This window comes from Xanthomonas campestris pv. campestris str. ATCC 33913, assembly GCF_000007145.1.
GTDB classification, from domain to species: domain Bacteria; phylum Pseudomonadota; class Gammaproteobacteria; order Xanthomonadales; family Xanthomonadaceae; genus Xanthomonas; species Xanthomonas campestris.
On sequence record NC_003902.1, the window covers coordinates 1,617,559 to 1,641,290 of the forward strand.

15 protein-coding genes and 1 tRNA gene are annotated in these 23,732 nt (G+C 66.1%); 7 read left to right on the top strand and 9 right to left on the bottom strand.

Annotation, left to right across the window (positions count from 1 at the left end; translation table 11 throughout):
• Positions 1-126: 126 nt before the first annotated feature.
• Positions 127-2,268, bottom strand: a complete 2,142-nt coding sequence (locus XCC_RS07240; protein WP_011036583.1) for a TonB-dependent siderophore receptor — start codon at positions 2,266-2,268, stop codon at positions 127-129.
• Between the two features lie 426 nt (positions 2,269-2,694).
• Entirely contained in the window at positions 2,695-5,103 is a 2,409-nt protein-coding gene (locus XCC_RS07245) for a penicillin acylase family protein (RefSeq protein WP_029628999.1), read from the bottom strand.
• A gap of 153 nt (positions 5,104-5,256) precedes the next feature.
• Between XCC_RS07245 and bfr the strand changes: the two genes are divergently transcribed.
• Entirely contained in the window at positions 5,257-5,742 is a 486-nt protein-coding gene (bfr, locus tag XCC_RS07250) for a bacterioferritin (RefSeq protein WP_011036585.1), read from the top strand.
• A 280-nt stretch (positions 5,743-6,022) separates the two neighbouring features.
• Here bfr and XCC_RS07255 read toward each other — a convergent pair whose 3' ends face one another.
• The 3 genes from XCC_RS07255 to XCC_RS07270 form a co-directional block, all read right to left on the bottom strand.
• Positions 6,023-6,679, bottom strand: a complete 657-nt coding sequence (locus XCC_RS07255) for a thiopurine S-methyltransferase (RefSeq protein ID WP_011036586.1) — start codon at positions 6,677-6,679, stop codon at positions 6,023-6,025.
• A gap of 533 nt (positions 6,680-7,212) precedes the next feature.
• Positions 7,213-9,456, bottom strand: a complete 2,244-nt coding sequence (parC, locus tag XCC_RS07265) for a DNA topoisomerase IV subunit A (RefSeq protein WP_011036587.1) — start codon at positions 9,454-9,456, stop codon at positions 7,213-7,215.
• A 60-nt stretch (positions 9,457-9,516) separates the two neighbouring features.
• Positions 9,517-10,380 carry an AraC family transcriptional regulator gene (locus tag XCC_RS07270; RefSeq protein WP_011036588.1) on the bottom strand — a complete coding sequence of 288 codons (864 nt, stop codon included), beginning with the start codon at positions 10,378-10,380 and terminating at the stop codon, positions 9,517-9,519.
• A gap of 121 nt (positions 10,381-10,501) precedes the next feature.
• On the opposite strand from XCC_RS07270, the gene XCC_RS07275 reads away from it, so the two are divergent.
• Genes XCC_RS07275 through XCC_RS07290 form a run of 4 tightly spaced genes read left to right on the top strand, consistent with a single transcriptional unit; the run spans position 10,502 to position 15,247 of the window.
• Complete coding sequence (locus XCC_RS07275; RefSeq protein ID WP_011036589.1) at positions 10,502-10,945, top strand: MarR family winged helix-turn-helix transcriptional regulator; 444 nt, start codon at positions 10,502-10,504, stop codon at positions 10,943-10,945.
• On the top strand, positions 10,942-12,456 hold the full coding sequence (locus tag XCC_RS07280; RefSeq protein ID WP_011036590.1) for an AdeC/AdeK/OprM family multidrug efflux complex outer membrane factor: 1,515 nt from the start codon (positions 10,942-10,944) through the stop codon (positions 12,454-12,456). Before XCC_RS07275 ends, XCC_RS07280 begins: the two co-directional genes overlap by 4 nt.
• Positions 12,457-12,466: 10 nt before the next feature.
• On the top strand, positions 12,467-13,660 hold the full coding sequence (locus tag XCC_RS07285) for an HlyD family efflux transporter periplasmic adaptor subunit (RefSeq protein ID WP_011036591.1): 1,194 nt from the start codon (positions 12,467-12,469) through the stop codon (positions 13,658-13,660).
• Positions 13,661-13,666: 6 nt separating this feature from the next.
• On the top strand, positions 13,667-15,247 hold the full coding sequence (locus XCC_RS07290; protein ID WP_011036592.1) for a DHA2 family efflux MFS transporter permease subunit: 1,581 nt from the start codon (positions 13,667-13,669) through the stop codon (positions 15,245-15,247).
• Between the two features lie 19 nt (positions 15,248-15,266).
• Here the strand turns inward: XCC_RS07290 and XCC_RS07295 are convergent, their stop codons facing one another.
• A complete protein-coding gene (locus tag XCC_RS07295) occupies positions 15,267-16,043 on the bottom strand; it encodes a DUF2884 family protein (RefSeq protein ID WP_016944187.1) in 777 nt (258 codons plus the stop codon).
• 429 nt (positions 16,044-16,472) lie between these two features.
• Here XCC_RS07295 and XCC_RS07300 point away from each other — a divergent pair, with 429 nt between their 5' ends.
• Positions 16,473-16,889, top strand: coding sequence for a hypothetical protein (locus XCC_RS07300; protein ID WP_012438797.1), 417 nt, complete (start codon positions 16,473-16,475; stop codon positions 16,887-16,889).
• Between the two features lie 453 nt (positions 16,890-17,342).
• Here the strand turns inward: XCC_RS07300 and XCC_RS07305 are convergent.
• From XCC_RS07305 to XCC_RS07315, 3 genes are all read right to left on the bottom strand, one after another.
• Positions 17,343-17,429, bottom strand: a tRNA-Leu gene (locus XCC_RS07305).
• Between the two features lie 142 nt (positions 17,430-17,571).
• A complete protein-coding gene (locus XCC_RS07310; RefSeq protein ID WP_029216861.1) occupies positions 17,572-19,758 on the bottom strand; it encodes a beta-glucosidase family protein in 2,187 nt (728 codons plus the stop codon).
• A 175-nt stretch (positions 19,759-19,933) separates the two neighbouring features.
• Positions 19,934-21,703, bottom strand: a complete 1,770-nt coding sequence (locus XCC_RS07315) for a M14 family metallopeptidase (protein ID WP_011036596.1) — start codon at positions 21,701-21,703, stop codon at positions 19,934-19,936.
• A 462-nt stretch (positions 21,704-22,165) separates the two neighbouring features.
• Between XCC_RS07315 and XCC_RS07320 the strand changes: the two genes are divergently transcribed.
• Complete coding sequence (locus tag XCC_RS07320) at positions 22,166-23,731, top strand: oligopeptide:H+ symporter (RefSeq protein WP_011036597.1); 1,566 nt, start codon at positions 22,166-22,168, stop codon at positions 23,729-23,731.
• Position 23,732: the final 1 nt, after the last annotated feature.

Below are 23,732 nucleotides of genomic sequence, written 5' to 3' on the forward strand. Positions count from 1 at the left end.
CGCGATTGATGATCAGGTAGCGCAGCGATGCGCGTACAGCGCCGTGCGATGCAGCGCATCTGCGATGTTGATCGTAGCGCGCTGCTGCGCGGCTCCGTGGCCGCGCAGCAGCGCTGTGCAGCAGGCTCAGAAGCTGTAGGCCAGCTGCGCGTAGATGCGACGTGGCTCGCCGGGGAAGTGGCCGGTGCGTTCGGTGAAACCGCTGGCCGCATACACCTTGTCGAACAGGTTCTTGACGTTGACCTGCAGTTTCCACGCATCCCACTGGGTCTGCCAGCTGATGTCGAAGATGGCGTACGGTTTGACGCGTTGACCTTCCAGGCTCAGACGCTCGCCGACGTAATCGGCGCCGAACGCAACGGCCGAGTTCCACGCCGGTAGCTCATAGCGCGTCCACAGCCCGAAGGTATTGCGCGGTGCATTGGCAAAGCGATCGCCGGAGGCATTGGTGATGCCGTTGGTGCCGGCATCCAGCACGCGCGCGTCGTTGTAGGCGTAGGTCAGGTTGAGCACCCAACGCTCGGTGAGGTCGGCCAGCAGATCCACTTCCAGGCCTTCGCTGCGGACCAGGCCCAGCGCCGAGAGCTGGTTGACGCCATCGACGATGCTGCCGTTGGCCTGCACGATGTTGCTGCGCTCGATGCGATACAGCGCGGTGTTGAGCGTGAGCCCGCCGTCGTTGAGCGCGGTCTTCAGGCCCACTTCCCACTGCGTGCTGCGCTCGGGATCGAACGGGCCACCGACGCTGCTGTCCTGGTTGGCCGCATCCTGCGGCAGGAAGCCGCTGGCGTAACTGGCATAGGCGTTGATGCCCTCGCGCAACACCACGGTGCTGCCGACGCGCCAGCTGAGGTCGTTGCCGGTGATGCGCGAGCCATCCAGGCGGTTGTCGTCGTTGAAGCCATCCCAGCGCAGCCCGGCCATCGCGAACCAGCGCTCGGTGAGCGTGAGTTCGTCCTGCAGGTAGGCGCCATAGCGTTGGCTGCGGGTGCTGGTGGCGCGCCAGGGCAGCGTGTCCAGGCCGTAGTCGTAAAAGCCGCTGCGGCCGTAGACCGGATTGAACAGATCGATGCCGGGCACCGGCCCGCGCGTGCGCCCGGTGTCGGCGGTGTTGGCGGTTTGTGCGCGGAAATCCGCATCCAGGCGGTAGTAGTCCGCGCCCATCAGCAGCTTATGGCCGATCGCACCGGTGCTGGTGCGGAACACCGCGTTGACGTTGCTGGAAAGCGCGTCGTTGTCGCGGTACTGGTTACGCAACTGGCGGGTCATCCACTCGGCGATGCCGTTGCCATCGCGGTCGATCAGGCCCATGGGCTCGTGGTAGATCTGGTGCTCGTCGTTCTTGAACCAACGCAGCGCCATGTCCACGTCCCACGCACTGGAGGGGGCGAATTTGTACTGCGCGAAGGCGACCTTGGCGCGCATGTCCAGGAAGTCGGTGGACTCGTTGTGATTCCAGCGCCGGTTGGTCAGGAAGTTGCCGTCATCGTCCACCGGCACGCCGCGCAGGCGGTTGCCGCCCAGGTTCTGGGTGATGTCGGTGTATTGCAACGTGAGCTCGCCGGTCTCGCCGATATCGAATGCCACCGACGCATCGCCGATCTGGCTTTCGCTGTCGGTGTTCCAGCGGAACCCGTCCTCGCCGTCGGCATAGGCGCCGATGCGGTAACGGATGCGGCCATCCTCGCGCGCCGGGCCGGTGGCTTCGAACGATGCCGCGCCAAACGATTGGTTGCCCAGTTGCAGCTCCACCCGCCGCAACGCCTGATGGCTGGGTTTACGCGTCACGTAGTTGATGACACCGCCCGGCTCACCGCCGCCATATAGCGCGCCGGCAGGGCCCTTGAGCACTTCCACGCGTTCGATATTGAACAGCTGCGGCACCGAAAACCCGGCGTACGGGTCGCCACGCAGCCCGTCATACAGCACGTTTTCCTGGCGGAAGCCACGCAAGGTGACGCCGGCATAGCTGAAGAAACTGATGCCGCTGATGCTGCGATACAGATCGGTGATCTGCCGTGCCGCCTGGTCGTCGATCAATTCGCGCGGCAGCACCTGCACCGACTGCGGCACCAGCGCCAGCGGCGTATCGGTGCGCGTGGCGACTGCTGCGTCTTCGGACTTGTAGAGCGTCTGCGCACGGCCCACAACATTGACGCCATCGAGTTCGGTGACGGCAGGCGAGGTGCTGGTCTGCTGAGCGAAAGCGGATGGCGCGGGGAGGGCGAGCGCAACGGCGAGCGCGGTGACAAGAAGCGTGGGGCGCATTGGTTACTAATGGGAATGGTTATCAAATGCATCTTAGCATGCGATACGTGCGTCGTTGAACGGATGGCCAGCCTTGCGGATGCATGGATGCATGCGCGTGCAAATGTGCAGAAATGCAGAAATGCAGAAATGCAGAGCATCCCTTCTCCCACCGGGAGAAGGTGCCCGGAGGGCGGATGAGGGTACGGGCGAAGCCTCGTGTTCGTCCGCGCCTAGCGCTGTTGGACTCGAATGGATGGAGCCGGAGCCGTGCCGCGCGCAATCCAGCATTGCTCGATACCCGTACCCTCACCCCAACCCCTCTCCCGGCGGGAGAGGGGCTTCTCAGGCATCCCGCGCTCGCTGTCCTTCTTCCATCGGGAGAAGGCGCCCGAAGGGCGAATTCTTCAATGCCTGTACCCGACAGAGCAGACAACGCCGGCGTGCCTACTCCGGGCGCAATTCCAGCGTATAGCGCGTAGCAGTCGGCAAAAACGGGGTGGGCCGGCCATGCACCCAATCGTCATGCCCGGCGCCCCAGAACGGCGACAGCGGATGCCCGCTCTGGCCGCCCGGCATGTGCACGATGCCGTCGCGCTCGTGGCCGGGCGAGACCACCATGCGTTCGGAGGCGCCGAAGGCGGGGCCTTGCACGCGTGGCATGTCGCGATCGCCCGGGAGTTGGTCGGGCGGCATGCACAGCCAGTGCTTGGCGAGGGCGGGCAAGGCGCGCGCAATCGGATGACAGATGGCGGCGGTATTGCGTGCGCCCCAGGTGCGTTCGGCAGGCTGCTCGCCTTGCGCGGCCAGATCCATCTGCGCATCGCGTGCGGCATCGGCTAGCAGTTGCTCCCAGCTTGTCACGTTCGGTGGCAACAGATTGGCGGGGCGTTGCTGCAGCATCGGCCATACAATGCCTTCCAACTGTGCGCGACGCGGCGGCAGGAAGTCCTCGCCCAGCGCAGCTTTGGCCGGCGCCAGCAGTCCGGCTTGCACGGCATCGATGGTCATGCTGCGAAAACCGCGCACGATGCGATAGCTCGCCGAGCCGGTGGAGGCGTGCCCGTCCCACTGCCGCGTGGCGATCTCGATCTGCTGCAGCGCAGGGTCATTGCTGTGTTCGACCACGCTACGCAACAACTGCCACCACCGCGTGAGCAGCACGGCGCGATCGTCGAGCTGGATGGCGAGCAGATCGCGTTCGTTGAAGCGCTGTCTGGCGAACAGATCGTCGCGGATCTGCTGCGCGCGTGCGCCCAGGTCGTAGCCGGCATTGCCCAGCGTTGCCAGCTGCTGTGCATCGACGATGCGGCTATTGGCGGTCCAGAGTCGATGCGATGGGGGATCGATCAGGGCCGGCGCCTCGTCGCTGCGCACGGGCCATGGCAGACAGCCGGTCGGCGCCGGTTCTGATGCCGCCGCTCCGGCAGCCGCAGGCAACGCCTGGTTCGACGCCTGCGGCGACGTTGCAAGTTCGGCAATGCCACTGGGGCTGCACCCGGCATTGCGCAGCGGGCGCGCGCCGATCAACCGCCAGGCGATGCGCCCGCTGCGATCGGCCAGCAGCAGATTCTGCGCAGGAATGCCCGAGCGATCCGCCACCGCAAATGCCGCCTGCAGATCGGCCGCGCTGCTCATCTGCGCGAAATCCAGCCGGATCGCGCCGGGCAGCTGCGCGGCCCAGCGCAGTGCGAGCAAGCTGCCGTCGGCATTCTCGTGCAGTATCGGCCCCCAGGCCGTCTCGCGGACAGGAAAACTGACCGGCGCGGCGCCGGCCACGCGAATGGTTTCGACATGCGTGGTGAGCGCTTGCGGATGTCCCGGTGTGGCGGGCGGAATCTGCGCAAAGTCGGCCGTGTCGATATAGCTGTTGGTGAACGCCCAGGCCACATGCCCGTTGCTGCCGACGACTATTGCCGGCAGGCCGGGCAGGGTGAAGCCGGTGGCGTCCACCTTGCCGTCGGGCGCGCGTGCATCCGGATAGCGCAAGCGCGCGCGGAACCAGATATTGGGTGCGCGCAGGCCCAGGTGCATGTCGTCGGCGACGATGGCGCGGCCATCGGCGGTGAGGCTGCCATCCACGGCAAAGTTGTTGCTGCCGGGCGTGGGGGCCTCGGCGCCGGGCGCGGTGGACGGGTGCGGGAGGCGGCGCAGGTCGACGGCGTCAGCATCCGGCAACACCGCATCGCCGAGCGCCGGGCCGAACAGCGGTGCATCCCAGCTGGAGCCCTGATGATCGAGCAGGGCGGCCAGTGCCGGCGGTACCACCGCGCGGATGCGCGCAGCGGCCAGTTCGGTCTGGTTGTCGTTGTCCTGCAGGTCGGCGTACATCGCCATGCCGGTCAGGATGCAATCGTCCAGGGTCCAGGCGCGCGGGGTCTGCCGCAGCAACAGATACGGCCATGGCCGCACGCGCAAGGCCGCCAGCCCAGCGTTTACGCCCTCGGTATAGGCCTGCAGTGCCGCACGTTCGCTGCCGGCGGCCACATCCAGGCTGGCGTGCACACGGGCGCGCAGGCGGTGCACGCGGTTGCGTTTGTCCAGATCCAGCGCAGCAGGGCCGAACAGTTCGGACAGTTCGCCAGCTGGCGCGCGGCGCATCAGGTCCATTTCGAAATAGCGCTCCTGCGCATGCACGTACCCCAGCGCACGCAGCGCATCGCGTTGGCTGGTGGCGTCGATGGTGACCACGCCGCCGGCATCGCGGAGCACGCTGACCGGCGCGCCCAGGCCACGTAGCGCAGTCTCGCCGTCCAGCCGTGGCAGGCTGCCACGCACCGCCAGGTAGAGCCCCAGCGTGACCAGCAGGGTGAGCACCACCAGGGCCAGCAACAGCCGGCGCAGCCATTTGCGCATCATCGATTCCTTGAGCGATTCATCTGTGACCAGTGTCGCGCCGGTGCGTGACCGTTGCCGGTCCGCCTGCAAGCGCAACTGAAAGTGATTCCGATTAGATCATTGCCCGCCCGCTTCGGGCACCATGCGCGCATTGCGTTGCTGGAGCACACCATGAAAGGCCATCCCGAAGTCGTCGATTACCTCAAGCAGCTGCTGCGCGGCGAGCTGGCGGCACGCGACCAGTATTTCCTGCATTCGCGTCGCTACGAGGATCAGGGCCTGATGGCGCTGTACGAGCGCATCAACCACGAGATGCAAGAGGAAACCGAGCATGCCGACGCCCTGCTGCGGCGCATCCTGTTCCTGGAAGGCGACCCGGACATGCGCCCGGCCGAATTTTCGCCCGGCAAGACCGTGGTGGAGATGCTCGAGCGCGACCTCGTTGTCGAATACGAAGTACGTGCTGCGCTCGCCGCTGGCATGAAGCTGTGCGAAGACCACGGCGATTACGTCAGCCGCGACATGCTGCTCAAGCAGTTGCAGGACACTGAAGAAGATCATGCATGGTGGCTGGAGCAGCAGCTTGGCCTGATCAAGCGCATTGGTCTGGAGCTGTACCAGACCTCGAAGATCGACAAGGGCCACGTGGCCGGCTGAAGCCGGGCGACTCAACGCTGCGCCGCCGCCATGCTGGCGCAGCGTGTGCCTGGAATCGACAGGTTGCACGGATGTACTGCGGTTTTTTGTACTGCGGTTTTTGCGCGTGGTCTGCATCGCCCGCCGGCTGTTCGTTGCGGCTGGTTGCCTGACGCGTTACGCAGTTTTGTAAAACCACCGCACGGCGAAATGCCGCGTGGTTTGATCGACTAGCGGCGCACCACTCGCGCGAAACAGGTCGCCGCCTGCTGGAGCGGCGTGCAATGTTCACTCGCGGTAGTCAATCGCGTTGCAAGCGATACACGCCGGTCGACAATGCAGTGACGCCATCGGCACGGAAGCGCGGCTCCTGATCGAGAATGTCGCGATGCTCCAGTTCCTGCACTTTCCACTGCGTGCCGAACAATGCGTGTACCTCGGCAGCATCCACCGAGAAGGGCGGCCCGGCTTTTTCGGCTTGCGGATAGTCCAGCGTGATCAGCAGACCGCGACACCCTGCAGGCAGACGTGCATAAACGGTTTCCAGATAGCGCTGGCGCAACGCCGCAGGCAAGGCGACCAGTGCGGCGCGGTCGTAGACGGCGGTGCAGTCGCCCAGCACGCTCGCATCCAGCGTAAAGGCGTCGCCGCAGATGATTTCGATCGGGCCGGCGATACAGTGCTCGCCTGCGCGGCTGGTGTGTCGCTGCGGTTGCAGGCCTGCGTCATCGAAGAATTGCGTGACGGCCAATGGCGATATCTCCACACCGAGCACGCGGTGGCCTTGCGCGGCCAGCCAATGCAGATCCAGCGTCTTGCCGCACAACGGCACCAGTACACGGGCATGCGCTGGCAATTGCAGTGCCGGCCAATGCTTTTGCAGCAGCGGCATCACCTCGTCCTGATGGAAGCCGGTCTGACCGTCCTGCCAACGTTGCAACCAGAAATCTGTATCCATGATGTTGTCTTGTTGCCTTGCATTGACGAGTGAGGTGATGTCGGGGATGGCAGTGACATTGCAGATCGAGAAGGAGCCGATCAAACAGCAACGCATCGGACAGCCGCGACGTGCACTGCTTGCACCATGCACACCGACCCTCTCGACTGGTCCTTGCCGGCCTACCGTCGCGGGACCTTACGCGGCATGGATGCTGCGTAAGAGCTTACAAGGACGTACTTGCAGCGTGTCCCGCGATGGTGGCCGGCAAGGGCCCTGCAGCCAAGCCGCAGATCATCTGCTCTACAACCGACGCATCCACACCGTTCGATGACCGCTCAATGAGACACAGAGCTTGAGCTTCAGCCTCGTTTGCATATTTCAGGCCGAACTAACCGAGGGCGCGACGACAGCATCAAACGCGCCGCCGCACGCCGGATGCGTGAATCATCCTTACTGCACTTCCAGTCCATCCACTTTCTGCCGCGCCTCAGTCAAACCAAGGCGCTGACAGTGTCGAACGCGCCGCCGCGCGCCGAATGCGTGAATCATCCTTACTGCACTTCTAACCCGTCCACTTTCTGCCACCCGCGCGGCAACAACGCGCCACGGCTTGCACGCGCGCCCACATAGGTGTCCAGATCCTTGAACGACAGGCTCATCACGCGTGCGCCGCTGCGCACCAGCAAGGTGTTGCCCGGGGCGACCGCGGCCACGGCGACCACGCGCTCGGTGCCGAGCTTGGCCTTGGGGATCTCGATGAGCTTGTTGCCCTTGCCCTTGTCCAGTTCGGGCAGGTCCGAGGCCGTGATCGCCAGCAGGTTGCCGGCGCTGGTCACCGCCACGATGCGGTCGGTCTGCGGGTTGAGCACCTGCGCTGGCGTCAGCACATGCGCGCCGGTGGTCAGGTTGAGCATTGCCTTGCCGGCCTTGTTGCGGCCGGTGAGGTTTTCGAAGCGGGTGACAAAGCCATAGCCGTGCGAGGACGCCAGCACGAAGCGGGCATTGTTCTCGCCGCTGGCCAGCACCTGGAACGAGGCACCGGACGCCGGTGAAAAACGCCCGGTCAATGGTTCGCCGTTGCCGCGCGCCGAGGGCAGGGTGTGCACCAGCGTGGAGTACGCGCGGCCGTCCGAATCCAGGAACGCCACGTGGTAGGTGCTGCGGCTGCGCACGGCGGCCAGCAGGCCGTCGCCGTCGCGGTACGACATGCCGGCCGGATCCACCTCGTGGCCCTTGGCTGCACGCACCCAGCCCTTCTCCGACAGCACCACCGTCATCGGTTCGCTGGCAACCATCTCGGTCTCGTCGATCGCCTGGGCGGCACCGCGCTGCACCAGCGGCGAGCGGCGCGCATCGCCGAACTTCTTGGCGTCGGCAGTGAGCTCGTCCTTGATCAGCTTCTTCAGCTTGGTCTTGCTGCCGAGGATGGACAGGATCTGCTCGCGTTCCTTGGCGAGGGCTTCCTGCTCGCCGCGGATCTTCATTTCTTCCAGGCGCGCCAGCTGGCGCAGCTTGGTTTCCAGGATGTATTCGGCCTGTTCTTCGCTCAGCGCAAAGCGGGCGATCAGCACCGGCTTGGGTTCGTCCTCGCTGCGGACGATGCGGATGACTTCATCCAGGTTGAGGAAGGCGATCAACAAACCTTCCAACAGGTGCAGGCGGCGCTCGACCTTCTGCAGGCGATGGTTGAGCCGGCGGGTGACGGTGTCGCTGCGGAAGGTCAGCCATTCGCTCAGCAGATGCTTGAGGTTCTTGACCTGCGGGCGACCATCCAGACCGATCACATTGAGATTGACGCGGTAGCTGCGTTCCAGATCGGTGGTGACGAACAGATGGCCCATCAACTGCTCGGCATCCACGCGGTTGGAGCGCGGCACCAGCACCACCCGCACCGGGCTGGTGTGGTCGGATTCGTCGCGGATGTCTTCCAGCCACGGCAGCTTCTTGGCGCGCATCTGCTGGGCGATCTGCTCGATCACCTTGGACGGCGAGACCTGGTAGGGCAACGCGTCGATGACGATGTTGGCGTGTTCTTTCTTGTACGTGGCGCGGGCGCGCACGCTGCCGTGGCCGGTCTCGTAGATGGCACGTAGATCGGCAACGGGGGTGATGATTTCCGCGTTGGTCGGGTAGTCCGGGCCCAGCACGTGTTCGCACAGCTGCGCCACCGTGGCGTCCGGGTCGTCGAGCAGGTGCAGCAGCGCGCTGACGATCTCGTTGAGGTTGTGCGGCGGCACGTCGGTGGCCATGCCCACTGCGATGCCGGTGGTGCCGTTGAGCAACAGGTGCGGCAGGCGTGCCGGCAGCCAGGTGGGTTCTTCCAGGGTGCCGTCGAAGTTGGCCGCCCAGTCGGTGGTGCCCTGGCTGATTTCGCCCAGCAGCACTTCGGCGATCGGGGTGAGCTTGGATTCGGTGTAGCGCATCGCCGCGAACGACTTGGGGTCGTCGGTGGAGCCGAAGTTGCCCTGGCCTTCGATCAACGGATAGCGGTAGGAGAACGGCTGCGCCATCAACACCAACGCTTCGTAGCAGGCGCTGTCGCCGTGCGGGTGGTACTTACCGATCACATCGCCCACGGTACGCGCGGACTTCTTGGGCTTGGCGGCCGCGTTCAACCCCAGCTCGCTCATCGCGAAGATGATGCGCCGCTGCACCGGCTTCAGGCCGTCGCCCAGGAACGGCAGGGCGCGGTCGAGCACCACGTACATCGAATAATCGAGATAGGCGCGTTCGGCGTACTCGCGCAGCGGCAACTGCTCGAAGCCATGGAAGGTGGGGCGGGTCAGATCGGTCATGCGAAGCCAGGTCCTACGAAAGAAGAACCCGCGCCAGCGCGCGGGCTCGAAGAGCGCCGATTATCCGGATGCGGCGGGGGATGCCAAGCCGCGCGCGTGGCCGCCGGCCAGATAACGGGCCGGCGGGGCACCAAAATGCCGGTGGAAGACGCTGACGAAGGCGCTGGGGCTGCTGTAGCCGAGCTGGTCGGCCACCTGCGCCACTGCGGTGCCCTGGCTGAGCCGGCGCAGGCCCTCGGCCAGGCGCGCTTGCTGCCGCCATTGCGCAAAACTGAGCCCGGTCTCGTCGCGGAAGTGCCGGCTCAGGCTGCGCGGCGACAGCCCGCCCCAGGTGGCCCAGGCCTCGAGTGGGCGCGGGTCGGCGGGGGTGTCGAGCAGCTGCCGGGCGATGCGTAGCAGCCGCCGGTCGGCCGGCATCGGTAGGTGCAGGTGCTCGATCGGCGCCTGGCACAGCTCGTCCAGCAGGACCGCCGCCAGGCGCTGCCGGGCCGGATCCACGGGTTCGGCCAGCATCGCGCTCAGCGGCCAGCTGGCCGCCCGCATGATCACCTCGCGGGCCAGCCCGCTCAGGCGGATCACCCCGCTGCGCGCCGGCAGGCCGCTGCAGGCATCCGGCCGCACCACCACGCCCCAGCCACGCAGCGGCCCGGCCAGCTCCACGGTGTGCTGCTGGCCGGGCGGCATCCAGCCGGCACAGCCGGGCGGCAGCGAGGAGGTGCCGTGTTCGGTGTGCACGGTCAAGACGCCCTGTTCGACATACATCAGCTGGCCGCGCACATGCGCATGCCAGGCGGTCTCCGGCGCCCACACCGCGCGCAGGTCGGCGCGGAAGGCGACCACCACCGGGCCATCCGCCCATTCGAAGCTGGCCCGCGCGCCAGGCGGCAGCGCATCGATCTCGGTTGGCCGGTTTTCGTTATTCATTGGCCAGATTGTATTACCGGGCCAGCTGGCGGGGCGCGTATCGTCCTCGATCCTTGCAATTGGCTTTATCCCGGATGACATATTTGCGTTGACAAATATATTTTTCGGAACAAAATAACCCATGATCGACTCCACAGCCACAACGCCGCCGACCTTCGGCTTGCTGTTGCGCCAGGTGCGCGACGCGCTGATGCGCCAGCTTGATGCCGAAATGAAGGGCGAGCTGCCCGACTTCGGCTTCAGCCATTACGTGGGCCTGAAGGTGCTGGCAGTGCGCTCGCCGTGTACCGCCAACGAGCTCGCCCAGGCGCTGGACCAGACCCCGAGCGCGGTCACGCGCCTGCTCGACAAGCTCGAGGCGCTGGGCGCAGTGCGGCGCGAGCCACATGCGCAGGATCGCCGCGCGCTGCAGATCGTCATGACCGAACAGGGCGTAGCGCTGTGGGAGCGCCTGCGGCTGCGCGGCGAACGCGCCATGGAGCATGGCCTGCGCGACCTGTCGGCGCCTGAGCGCGAGCAACTCACCTCTCTTCTCATCCGTGTCCGCGATGCACTCAACTCATGAACGCTGCTAGTTCCTTCCTTCAGAGGCGGCACCCGCGCGCAGTGCGCAGGCTGCGGCCGATCCTTGTGACCACGCTGGCACTGGCGCTGGCCGCCTGTGCCAGCAGCCGCGGCCTGGCGCCGCAAGGCACCGTGCTGGAGCCCGGCGCCGTGCATGCCGAGCGCACCTTCGGGCAGGCGCAGCTGAGCCCGGCCGCCTGGCCGGCCAGTGACTGGTGGCGCGCTTTGGGCGACCCGCAGCTGGACGCGCTGATCGCCGAAGGCCTGCAGCACAGCCCCAGCCTGGCCGCTGCCGATGCACGGCTGCGCCAGGCGCAGGCGCGCACCGGCACTGCCCAGGCCGATCGCGGCCCCAGCCTGTCGGTTTCCGGCGGCTACGCCGGCTGGCAATTGCCCGAATCGATGGTGGGCGAGGAGCGCGGCGGCAGCTATGCCGGCAGCGCGCAGGTGGTGCTGGACTTCCGCTATGGCGTGGACCTGTGGGGCGGCAAGCGCGCCGCGTGGGAAGCAGCCGTGGACCAGGCGCATGCCGCCGAGGTGGACGCGCAGGCGGCACGCCTCAACCTGTCGGCGGCCATCGCCGAAGGCTACGCACAGCTCGCCTACGCCTGGGATCTGCAGGACGTGGCCAACGATGAGCTGGCACGTGCGCAGAAAACCCTGGAGTTGACCCAGCGCCGCCGCGGCGCCGGCATCGACAGCGAATTGCAGGTGCGTCAGGCGCAGGCCCGCGTGCCCGCCGCGCAGCAGCAGGTGCAATCGGCGCAGCAGCAGATCGACGAAGCACGCAATGCCCTGGCCGCGCTGGTCGGGCAGGGCCCGGACCGCGGGCTGGACATCGCGCGCCCGGTGCTGAGCCAGAGCCTGCCACCGCAACTGCCCAGCGCCTTGCCAGCGGATCTGCTCGGCCGTCGCCCCGATGTGGTGGCGGCGCGCTGGCGCGTGGAAGCGGCTGACAAGGACATTGCCGTCGCCAAGGCGCGCTTCTATCCCAGCCTCAACCTCACCGCGCTGGGCGGGGTGATCAACTCCGATGTCGGCAAGCTGCTGGAAAGCGGCTCGGTCCTCGGTGTGGTGGCCCCGGCCTTGAGCCTGCCCATCTTCGATGGCGGCCGGCTCAAGGCCGGCTTGGCCGGCAGCGATGCGCAGTACGACCTGGCGGTGGCCGATTACAACCAGAAGGTGCTCGACGCCCTGCGTGAAGTGGCCGACCAGGTCAACGCGGTGCGCTCGCTGGAGCAGCGTGCACGCGCACAGAACGACGCCGTGCAGACCGCCAGCGCCGCCTTTGGCCTGGCCCAGCAGCGCTACCGCGCCGGCATCGGCAGCTATCTGGAAGTGCTGAGCGTGCAGGAGCAATTGCTCACCGCGCGCCAGCGCATGGCCGGGCTGCACTCCCAACAACTCATGGCCTCGGTGAAGTTGCGCCGTGCGCTGGGCGGCGGCTTTACGCCGGAACCCGCGCGCGACACCGCACACACCGCGACCTCTTCCGCACAACCGCATTCCTGAGACATCGACGATGAGCCAGACGACTCCTACCTCTTCGCATCCCGCGCCGGCCGCACCGAGCAAGCGCCGTACACTGCTGCGCATCGTCGCCATCCTGGTGATCCTTGCGGTCATCGGCCTGGTGGTGTGGTACTTCCTGATCGGGCGCTGGGCTGAAGACACCGACGACGCCTACGTGCAGGGCAACCAGGTGCAGATCACCCCGATGGTGGGTGGCACCGTGGTGAGCATCGGCGCCGAAGACGGCATGCGTGTGGAGCGCGGCCAGCTGCTGGTGCAGCTGGACCCGTCCGACACCGCGGTCGCCTTGCAGCAGGCCGAAGCCAACCTCGCCAAGACCGTGCGCCAGGTGCGTGGTCTGTACCGCAGCGTGGAAGGTGCGCAGGCCGAGCTCTCCGCACGCGAAGTGACATTGCGCAGCGCACGTGCCGACTTCGCACGCCGCAAGGACCTTGCTGCAAGCGGCGCGATTTCCAACGAAGAACTGGCCCATGCGCGCGATGAACTCGCTGCCGCCGAAGCGGCGGTGAGCGGCTCGCGCGAAAGCTTCGAGCGCAATCGCGCGTTGATCGACGATACCGAAGTGGCCACCCAGCCCGACGTGCAGGCCGCCGCGGCGCAGTTGCGCCAGGCCTTCCTCAACCATGCGCGTACCGGCGTGGTAGCACCGGTGTCCGGATATGTCGCGCGGCGTTCGGCGCAGGTAGGCCAGCGGGTGCAGCCTGGCACCGTGCTGATGGCGGTGGTGCCGCCGGAGCAGATGTGGGTGGAAGCCAATTTCAAGGAAACCCAGCTCAAGCACATGCGTCTGGGCCAGACCGTGGAACTGCATTCGGATCTGTACGGCGGTGGCGTGGATTACACCGGCCGGATCGAAAGCCTGGGCCTGGGCACCGGCAGCGCGTTCTCGTTGTTGCCGGCGCAGAACGCCAGCGGCAACTGGATCAAGATCGTGCAGCGCGTGCCGGTGCGTATCGCCATCGAACCCAAGCAACTGGCGGCCAACCCGCTGCGTCTGGGGTTGTCGATGAAGGCCGACGTCAACCTGCGCGACCAGCAGGGCAGCGTGCTGCCGACCAAGTTTGCCAGCGGCGCGGTGTTCTCCACCGATGTCTACGCGCAGCAGCTCAAGGCCGCCGACGCCGACATCCATCGCATCATCCAGGACAACCTGCCGACGCAGGCTGCCACCAAGGCGGGCTAAGCCACCATGTCTTCGCAAGCTCCCACCGCGCCCGGTGGCCCTTCGGCACCGGCGCCCGCCGCGGGCTTTCGCCCGGCGAGCGTGGCGCTGTGCACCGTAGGCCTGGCGATGGCCTCGTTCATGCAGGTGCTGGACACCACCATCGCCAACGTCTCGTTGCCGACCATCGCCGGCAATCTCGGCGCCAGTTCGCAGCAGGCCACCTGGGTCATCACCTCGTTCGCGGTGAGCACCGCGATCGCGTTGCCGCTGACCGGCTGGCTGAGCCGTCGCTTCGGCGAAACCAAGCTGTTCGTGTGGTCCACGCTGGCCTTCACCATCGCCTCGCTGCTGTGTGGCCTCGCCCAGAGCATGGGCATGCTGGTGGTGGCGCGCGCGCTGCAGGGCTTCGTGGCCGGGCCGATGTACCCGATCACGCAGAGTCTGCTGGTGTCGATCTATCCGCGCGAAAAACGCGGGCAGGCGCTGGCCTTGCTGGCCATGATCACGGTGGTGGCGCCGATCGCCGGCCCGATCCTGGGCGGCTGGATCACCGACAACTACAGCTGGGAATGGATCTTCTTGATCAACGTGCCGCTGGGCATCATCGCCAGCAGCATCGTCGGTTCGCAGTTGCGGCATCGCCCGGAACAGCTGGAACGGCCGCGCATGGATTACATCGGCCTGATCCTGCTGGTGGTCGGCGTGGGCGCGCTGCAGCTGGTGCTGGACCTGGGCAACGACGAAGACTGGTTTTCTTCCGACAAGATCGTGGTGCTGGCCTGTGTCGCGGCCGTGGCGCTGGTGGTGTTCGTGATCTGGGAGCTCACCGACAAGGACCCCATCGTCGACCTCAAGCTGTTCCGGCACCGCAACTTCCGCGCCGGCACGCTCGCCATGGTGGTGGCTTACGCGGCGTTCTTCAGCGTCAGTCTGCTGATCCCGCAGTGGTTGCAGCGCGACATGGGCTACACCGCGATCTGGGCGGGCCTGGCCACCGCACCGATCGGCATCCTGCCGGTGTTGATGACGCCGTTCGTGGGCAAGTACGCGTTGCGTTTCGATCTGCGCATGCTCGCCACCATTGCCTTCATCTTCATGTCGTTCACCAGCTTCTTCCGTTCCAACTTCAACCTGCAGGTGGACTTCGCGCACGTGGCGACGATCCAGCTGGTGATGGGCGTGGGCGTGGCCTTGTTCTTCATGCCGGTGCTGCAGATCCTGCTCTCGGATCTGGATGGGCGCGAGATCGCGGCCGGCTCCGGCCTGGCCACGTTCCTGCGCACATTGGGCGGCAGTTTTGCTGCATCGCTGACCACGTATCTGTGGGCGCGCCGCACCCAGGTGCACCATGCGCACATCACCGAACACATCTCGGTGTACACGCCCGGCATGCAGGAGCAGGTCACCGCAATGGGGCAGGGCGACCTGCAACGCGGCGCGGCCTCGCTCAACAACATGATCAATCACCAGGCCTCGCAGATGGGCTTCAACGACATCTTCTATCTGCTCGGCTGGACCTTCTTGGGCATCATCTTCTTCCTGTGGCTGGCCAAGCCACCGTTCGGCGCCGGTGCCGGCGGCGCAGCGGCGGCCGGGGGGCACTGAGCGCAGCTGATAGCGCGCATCAGTTGTGGTGTGCCTGCTGCACTTCGATCGCGGTGCCGGCAGGTGCATCCGCGGTGTAAGGTGCCGTTGTGGCCGCTTCGGCGGCCTTGGCTGAGGTGTCCTCATGCAACAGCGTCAGCATCTGCAGCGGCTTGCCTTGATAGCGGTACTGCAGCGCGTCCTGTAGACGACGCAGTGATTGCACCTGAGTGCAGAGTGCATTGGCCTTGACGTCGATCGTGGCCGCTCGCGCGTCGAGCTTGGCATCCCGCTGGCCATCCATCGCTTGGGCACGTTGGTCGATCCCATCCGCACGCCCCGTCATGATCTGCCACATCAGGTGCCGCCCGATGCTGCCTTTGAATGCCTCGGCTTCCTGCTCGACGTAGCGCTCGAAGTTGCCATCGAAGGCCTGTTGGTCCCAGCGCCCCTTGCCGAGCGTGTCATCGACGTAGACGCTAGCGCGCTTGCGCAGGCGTTCGATTTTGCGGGCGTTGAGCCAACTACCGGTCATGACCTCGACCACACCCCCGAGCGCGTCGTAGCTAAGGTCGATCACGTCATGCGCAATCGCTGCGACCTGTGGCATCAACTGGCGTGCTTGCGTTTCCATCGCCTGCAGCCGCTGCGCATCGTCCGCGCTGATCTGTTGCAACTGGTGGTCGACACTCAGTTCGCCTGCATGGAAGAAGATCTCGCGCGGCAGTCCGTCTGCGCGATACAGCCAGATGCCGCCGCTGTCGGCGAGCACATTGAATGGCGTACTGAGGCTGCAGCGCGAAGACGAGAGCTGCACGCGATGGCCGTGCCCACCCGCGCTAGCGTCGTCGTCCTGGCCGCGAGCGTGGACGCTGGAAGCTATAAGCAAGAGAACGAGCGCAAAGGAGCTTCGCATCGACGGGGCCATGCGCGGTGGTGTCATGTCACATGGTCCGCTTCGTTGCCATGCACGGTCGCGTGTCGAAAGTCACTGCGCAGGATCTGCATTCGCTCCGAGATGCGCGGTCATGTGTGAGGACATCCATGAAGCTTGGTTGCCTCTCGATCGTCGTGTTGACGCCTTTTAGTGAATTACCAGCGAGGTCAGTGCGCCGGGCATTGCCGATCGTGCAATCGCGTGCAGTAGCGTGCGGCGCAGCGACGCGTGCTGAGGTGTTCGAACAATGCAGTGCGTGGCGCATGGCATGGGCATGCTGCCCGTGTTCTCACTCAACAAGGAAGCTTCATGATGTTTGGATCTCAGTTGCGCCGCCTGTCTGCGGCCGCTGTACTCGTTCCCTTGCTGTCGCTGGTCGCCGTTGCGCAGACGCAGGCCGCTGCCGCACGCCCGGAGGTTGCCAAACAGGCCAAGGCCTACAGTTCCAGGGATGGCATCAAGGTATCGACCTTGCGCTATGGCCCGCGCGAGAAGAACCAGGCGCTGGTCCAGGTGACCGGTGCCGATAGCGAGATCGACGACAAGATCCTGTTGGCCAGCACCGCCGCGACCCAGAAGGACACCCGCTACACGGTGCAACTGCGCGGGCGGCCGTACGTGCTGCTGATCCTCAATGCCGGAACTGGCGAGTTGTACCTGCCTGGCGCACAGAAGGCTGCACAGGTGGGATACGACGCTGCTGCCTCCGAGCAGATCACCGCCTAGCATTACCTGACCGATTATCAGGAACAGGCTGCCGCCAAGTAGGGCGCGTGGTGTCGCGACAGGCAATGACGACAGTGCCTGTCGCGATGTGGCTCATCTGGCGCTAACCACCGTGGAGACTTCTGCGCGGTCTGCGGTCACGTGCAAGCTCCAACGTCGCGGACCAAGTCATCTGCGTCGACGCCAGGCCATCGCTTGGCGGTGCACAGCCGAACACACCGCTAGCGACTCCGGCTGCACGGCGTGCCATTCGCATCGCCTGTGACGCATCGCGACGACCGTGATTGCCTAAAAGCACAGCGCCCCGGGTGGTCAGCCACGGACAGCGACAACGCGCGACGCCAAGCAGCGTCAGCCACAGACAGTGGGCACCATCGGCACCGCACACACTGCGATCGCCCAAACGCAAAAAACCCCGCCGAAGCGAGGTTTTTTACGATCTACCGTGAGTCGTGGTGCCCAGGAGAGGACTCGAACCTCCACGAAGTTGCCCCCGCTAGCACCTGAAGCTAGTGCGTCTACCAATTCCGCCACCTGGGCGACTCAGGGGGCGAATTGTGCAAGCTGGCGGCGCGGCTGTCAACGCAGTTGCACAAAAAAAGTTGGGCGCGCGCGCGGGTAGATGCGCATGCCCAAACACGCAGTGGCGGACGCCGCAGGTGCGTGCGTCCGCCATGCCGCATTACGGCAACTGCATCGCCGGCAGCGCGACCTCCACGCTCTCCACCGGGTCAGTGGCCGAGCGTGCCAACTGCACGCGATAGGTGCCGGCGGCAATCGTCCAGTGACGTGCCTTGGCGTCGAAGTCGGCCAGCGTCTTGGGCTCGGCCACGACCTGCACCGTGTGCTTCTCGCCGGGCTTGAGCGCGACCTTCTGCCAGCCGATCAGGCGCAACGGTGTGGCGTGGCCATTGGGCAAGGTGACGTAGAGCTGCGGCACGGCGGCACCGTCGCGCTGGCCGGTATTTTCCACCTCGAAATTGGCAGTCAGTTGGCCGTTGGCAGCCTCCACACGCAGGCCGCCCATGCGGAACTGCGTGTACGACAGGCCATGCCCGAATGGATAGCGCGGGGTCAGGTTGCGCGCGGCAAACCACTTGTAGCCAACGTTGGCGCCTTCAATGGCGTAATCGATGGTGTCTTCGCCCGGCTTGGCCGGCTTGAAGCCCAGGCCCGGAATCGACGGACGCGGCAATTGCGACTCATCCACGGGCCAGGTCACCGGCAGATGGCCGGAGGGATTTACCGCACCGGTCAGCAGGTTGGCGATGGCCTCGCCACCGCCAATCCCCGGGTACCACGCCTGCAACACCGCCGGCACGTGCTCGGCCCACGGCATGCGCACCGGGCCGTTGGTCTCCAGCACCACGGTGGTCTTGGGGTTGGCCTTGGCCACCGCTTCGATCAGTGCGTCCTGGCCATCGGGCAGTTGCATGTCCGGCAGATCCACCGACTCGGCGGCCCACTGGGTGGCGAACACGATCGCCACGTCGGCAGCCTTGGCCGCGCGTGCGGCCGCCGCGCGGTCCTTGCCGTCCACGTAATCGATCTGCACGTCCGGCAACGCCGCGCGCAGCGCCTGCAACGGCGAGGAGGGATGGATGATCACCGGGCCGGGCCAGGTGGTCGGGGTGAGCCCGGGCACCGCGTTGCCGCCGTTGATGGTGTAGTCCACCCGCGAAGAACCACCGCCGGACATCACGCCCTTGTCGGCATAACCGCCGATCACCGCGATGCGGCGCACGTCCTTTGACAGCGGCAAGGTGGCCTGTTCGTTACGCAGCAGTACGCTGCCTTCTTCGGCCACGCGCTGCGCGGCGCGTTGGCCGGCCTTGCCGTCGATGGGCTGGCGCTGGGTGGGGTGGTCGAACGCCCCATGCGCGAACAGGCTGCGCAGGATGCGCGTGACCATGTCGTCGAAGCGCGCGCGCGGCACCACGCCGGCACCAACCGCCATGCGCAGCGGTGCATCGAAGAACACCGCCGCATCGAAGACTTCACCGGCCGACTGTTGATCCAGCCCGGCCAGCGCGGCCTTGGAGCCGCTGTGCACGCCGCCCCAATCGGACATCACATAGCCGGGGTACTTCCATTCCTGCTTGAGCACCTGGTTGAGCAGGTAGTCGTGCTCGCAGCCGTAGATGCCGTTGATCTTGTTGTACGAGCACATCACCGAGGCCGGGTCGCCGATCTTCAGTGCGATCTCGAACGCCAGCAGGTCCGACTCGTGCATCGCCTGTTCGCCGATCTGCGCGCTATGGAAGTTGCGCCGGGTTTCCATGTCGTTGAGCGCGAAGTGCTTCATCGTCGACAGCACGTGCTCGCTCTGCACGCCGCGGATCGATTCGCCCACCATCACGCCGGCCAGCAGCGGGTCTTCGCCGGCGTATTCGAAGTTACGGCCGTTGCGTGGGTCGCGCTGCAGGTTGACGCTGCCGGCCAGCAGCACGTTGAAGCCCTGCTGCCAGGATTCGCGGCCCATGGTCTTGCCGCCGGCATAGGCCAGTTGCGGATTCCAGCTCGACGCCGTGGACGGGCCGGACGGCATCGCAGTAGCGAAGTCGCCCTTGCGGATGCCGCCGGGATTGGTCACGCCCACGCCGGCATCGGCCAGCTGCTGCGCCGGGATACCCAGGCGCGCAATGCCCGGCACATACCCGGCCGAGCCGAGTGCGCCTTCGGGCTTGGGAATCTTCTCGGTGCCCAGGCCAAAGTAGCTGCGCAGCATCTGGAATTTTTCGTCGTCGGTCATCTGCGTCAGCAGCAGCGCGGCGCGCTGGTCCGGGCTGAGTGCGGTGTCCATCCACGGCTGTGCGGCGCTGGCCTGCTGCGCGGCCAGCGGCGCGCTGAGGGCAATGCCCAGGCCCAGCGCGAGGGCCAGCGCCAGTCGGCGCGGTCGCGGAGCGGCGGGTGTAAACGTTTTCATATCGAGGTGTGGCACGTCGTGGTCCTTGTGGTGCGGTAACGGATCGGGAGAGGGCACCGCGGTGCCCGAATGGGTGGCGCCGACTGCGCCTTGAATCAGCGCGTCTGCGTCGGCGCGCTCAAAATGCGCTCTGGTCGGTACGCAGCACCGGGTAGAGCCGGTAGCGCTCGTCCCAGGACGGATGCAGCCGGTAGAAAAACTCCAGGCGCGCCTGCGGGTCGGCGGCAAATGCCGGGTCGCTGGCCAGGCGTTGTTCGAACTGCGCCTTCAGGGCCGGGTCGCGCGCGAGCATCTCGCGCGCCACGTCTTCGGCCACGTAGTCTTCCATGTACTCCTTGCGCTCGAAGGCCAGATTGAACAGACCCCACTGCAGCAGCGAATCCGGTGCCTGTGGCTCCAGGATCGCCATCACCAACCGCGCCTTGGGCTGGGCAATCGGTACGAACAACGCGCCTACTGGCACCGCGCGCGTCTCAGCACGCCATTGGCCGCTGACGGCGAGCCCCTGGTGGCCCTCGTTGGAACGCGCCGCAAAGGTGGCGGTGTCGGCGCGGAAGCTCTGCACCGCGCGGTCGCCTGCCTGCGTGAGGGTCTGGAAGGTGATGCCGTGCAGGCGCAGTGTGTCGGCGACCAGGGCGGCCTGCGCCGCCGGCACCAGGTAACCGCCGCGCGGCGCCTCCACGGTGACATCCGGGGCGATCTGGTCGCGCAGCGGCACCTTCCGGATCTGCGGTGTGCGCTCGTCGTAGCGGGTCATCAACGCACCGGACACCGGCGAGGGCGTGCGTGTGTAGGCATAGCCGCGGAACGCGACGGTGCGCGTGCCCGGGCCGGCCGCGTAGCTCAACGGCTCGAGATGACCGGCCAACGCGCTGGCGCGCCGGTCGGCGGCATGCGCGTCGGCCAGCCAGTGCGTGCCGTGCCGTGCGGCCTGCTGCAATACCGAGACGATGGCGTTGCGGGTCACCCGCACGCGCACCGGGTACTGCTTCAACGAGTGGGTTTCCACCAGCATGCAGAAGCGGTTACGCAGCAGGAAATAGCCGTGCGAGAACCGCGGTGGCGAAACGTCGTCGGCGAAGCCCGAGCTGGGGTCGTCCTCGCGCACCAGCGACGGGTAGTACGGCAGTGGCAACGAACCCTGCCTGGCCAGGTCGGCAATCACCGCATCGCGCCAGCGGGTGCCGTCCTTGCGCAACGCCGCGTCGCCCGCGTGCACCGGTTCCACCTGCACCGACACATCGTGTTCGAACTGCGCGCCATCGGTGGCGTGCAGGTCCACGTACATCAATGGGTCCCACTGCTGCACCAGCCGCAGCATCGCCTGCATCTCCGGCGCGTCGGCCTTGACGTAATCGCGGTTGAGATTGAGGTTCTGCGCGGTGGTGCGCCAGCCCATCTGTTCGGGGCCGCGCTGGTTGGGGCGGTTCCAGGCGCCGAAGCGCTCATGGCCGTCGACATTGAACACCGGCACGAAGATCCACACCACCTTGTCGAGCACCTCTTTCCCGGCGGTGCCATCGAGCAACTCGCGCAGGGCCAGGAAGCCCGCGTCCTTGCCATCGATCTCGCCGGCATGGATGCCGCCTTGCACCAGCACCACCGGCAATGCGCGCTGCGCCGCGCTTGCCGCATCCAGCGCGCCGCTGGTGGACACCACCAGCGCCTTCATCGGCCGCCCTTCAGGCGTGGTGCCGAAGCTGATGCAGCGCACCGCCTGCGGGTAGCGCTGCGCGAATGCATCGCACAAGGCGATGACCTCATCAAAGCGGCCGGTCTGCACAAAACCGCTGCGCTCGGCCAGGGTGGTCAGCGGCTCGGCAGTCAGGGCGGCGGGGGCAGAGGTGAGCAGCAGCAGGCTCAGAGCGAGGCGGGTGAAGCGGGGCATCCAGCGGTCCGGTGTTCCAGGAAAACGTTTGCAATGTAGCCGAGCCAGGGTGGCAGGCCAATCTGCACTGCGTCAAAGTCTGCAACTGCGACATAGTGGCGTGGTCGCGTTCGCTCGGGCTTTTCGGCCTGTTATTCGGCTCAATCAGCAACGGGTATCTGGCATGTGGTCTATCGCCACGGGGTGCAATCGCCAAACGCGCAGTGGCAGGCCGCCACGCTTGCAGGCCGTCGACCACATACTGGTGCGGTGCGATCAGCGCGCAACGCTGCGCGGCCAACTGCGGCGGTTGCATCACCCGGCACGCCACTCCTGCCGCTGCATCGGTTGCCCCGCCGCCACACCCACGCAAGTGCTGCAGCCTGCGGCCCGTTCCGGACCAGCAACCCAGTGCCGCGCGATGGCGGGCAACAGGCCGCCGCCGGTACGATAGGGCTCGTTTTCTGCTCGACCGGACTGCCTTTGACGACCTCCACCTTGCCGGCGCCCGCCGCCGATGCGCGGCTGCCGCGCCAGATCCCCTTCATCATCGGCAACGAGGCGTGCGAGCGTTTCAGTTTCTACGGGATGCGCAACATCCTGGTGCAGTTCCTGATCACCTCGCTGCTGCTGCAGGAGGTTGGCGCGCCGGAGCGCGATGCCGAAGCCAAGCACATCCTGCACAGTTTCATGATCGGGGTGTTCTTCTTCCCGCTGCTGGGCGGCTGGCTGGCCGATCGCTTCTTCGGCAAGTACACCACCATCATCTGGTTCAGCCTGATCTACTGCGCCGGCCACGCCTGCCTGGCGTTGTTCGAAGACAGCCGCAGCGGGTTTTTTGTCGGCCTGGGCCTGATCGCGTTCGGTGCCGGCGGCATCAAACCCTTGGTGGCCTCGTTCATGGGCGACCAGTTCGACCAGTCCAACAAGCATCGGGCCAAGGTGGTGTTCGACGCGTTCTACTGGATCATCAACTTCGGTTCGCTGTTTGCCTCGTTGTTGATCCCGTTGGCGCTCAAGCACCTGGGCCCGTCGTGGGCATTCGGCATTCCCGGCATCTTGATGTTCATCGCCACGGCGGTGTTCTGGCTGGGCCGCAAGCGCTACGTTCGGGTGCCGTTGCCGCCCAAGGACCCGCATGGGTTTGGCGCCGTGGTGCGCAGTGCGTTGCTGGCGCATGCGCCGGGCCAGGGGCGCCCGGGCCTGGCACTGGCGGCGATCAGCGTCTTGCTGGCGCTGGCCTGTTTGGGATTGACCGAGCAGCTAGGCCTGGTGATCTGCCTGTGCATGGCGCTGGTGCTGCTGCTGGCCGGCATTGGCGGCGGCACGTGGTGGCAGCTGGAACGTGCCCGCGGCACGCATCCGGATGCGGCGGTCGATGGCGTGCGCGCGTTGCTGCGGGTGCTGGTGATCTTCGCGCTGGTGACGCCGTTCTTTTCCTTGTTCGATCAGAAGGCCTCCACCTGGGTGCTGCAGGGCCGCGAGATGAGGATGCCGGCGTGGTTCACCGCCTCGCAGATGCAGGCGCTGAATCCGCTGCTGGTGATGCTGCTGATTCCCTTCAACAACCTGGTGCTGTATCCGTTGCTGCGTCGCCTGGGCTGGGAGCCCACCTCGCTGCGGCGCATGACCAGCGGCATCGCCTTCAGCGGCGTGGCGTGGATTGCGGTCGGTGCGATCCAGGTGGCGATGGATGGCGGTGAGCCGATGCACATCGCCTGGCAGATCCTGCCCTACGCCTTGCTCACCTTCGGCGAAGTGCTGGTGTCGGCCACCGGGATCGAGTTTGCCTACAGCCAGGCGCCGCCGTCGATGAAGGGCGTGGTGATGAGTTTCTGGTACCTGACCACCACGGTCGGCAACCTGTGGGTGCTGCTCTCGAATGTGGCTGTTCGCAACGCCACGGTGACCTCGCATATCGCCGATACTGGGCTCAGCGAAGCGGCGTTTTTGATGTTCTTCTTCGCGGCCTTCGCGTTCCTGGCAGCACTGGCCTTCGGCCTGTACGCGCGCCGGTATCGCATGGTCGACAACTACCGTCCTGCCTGAG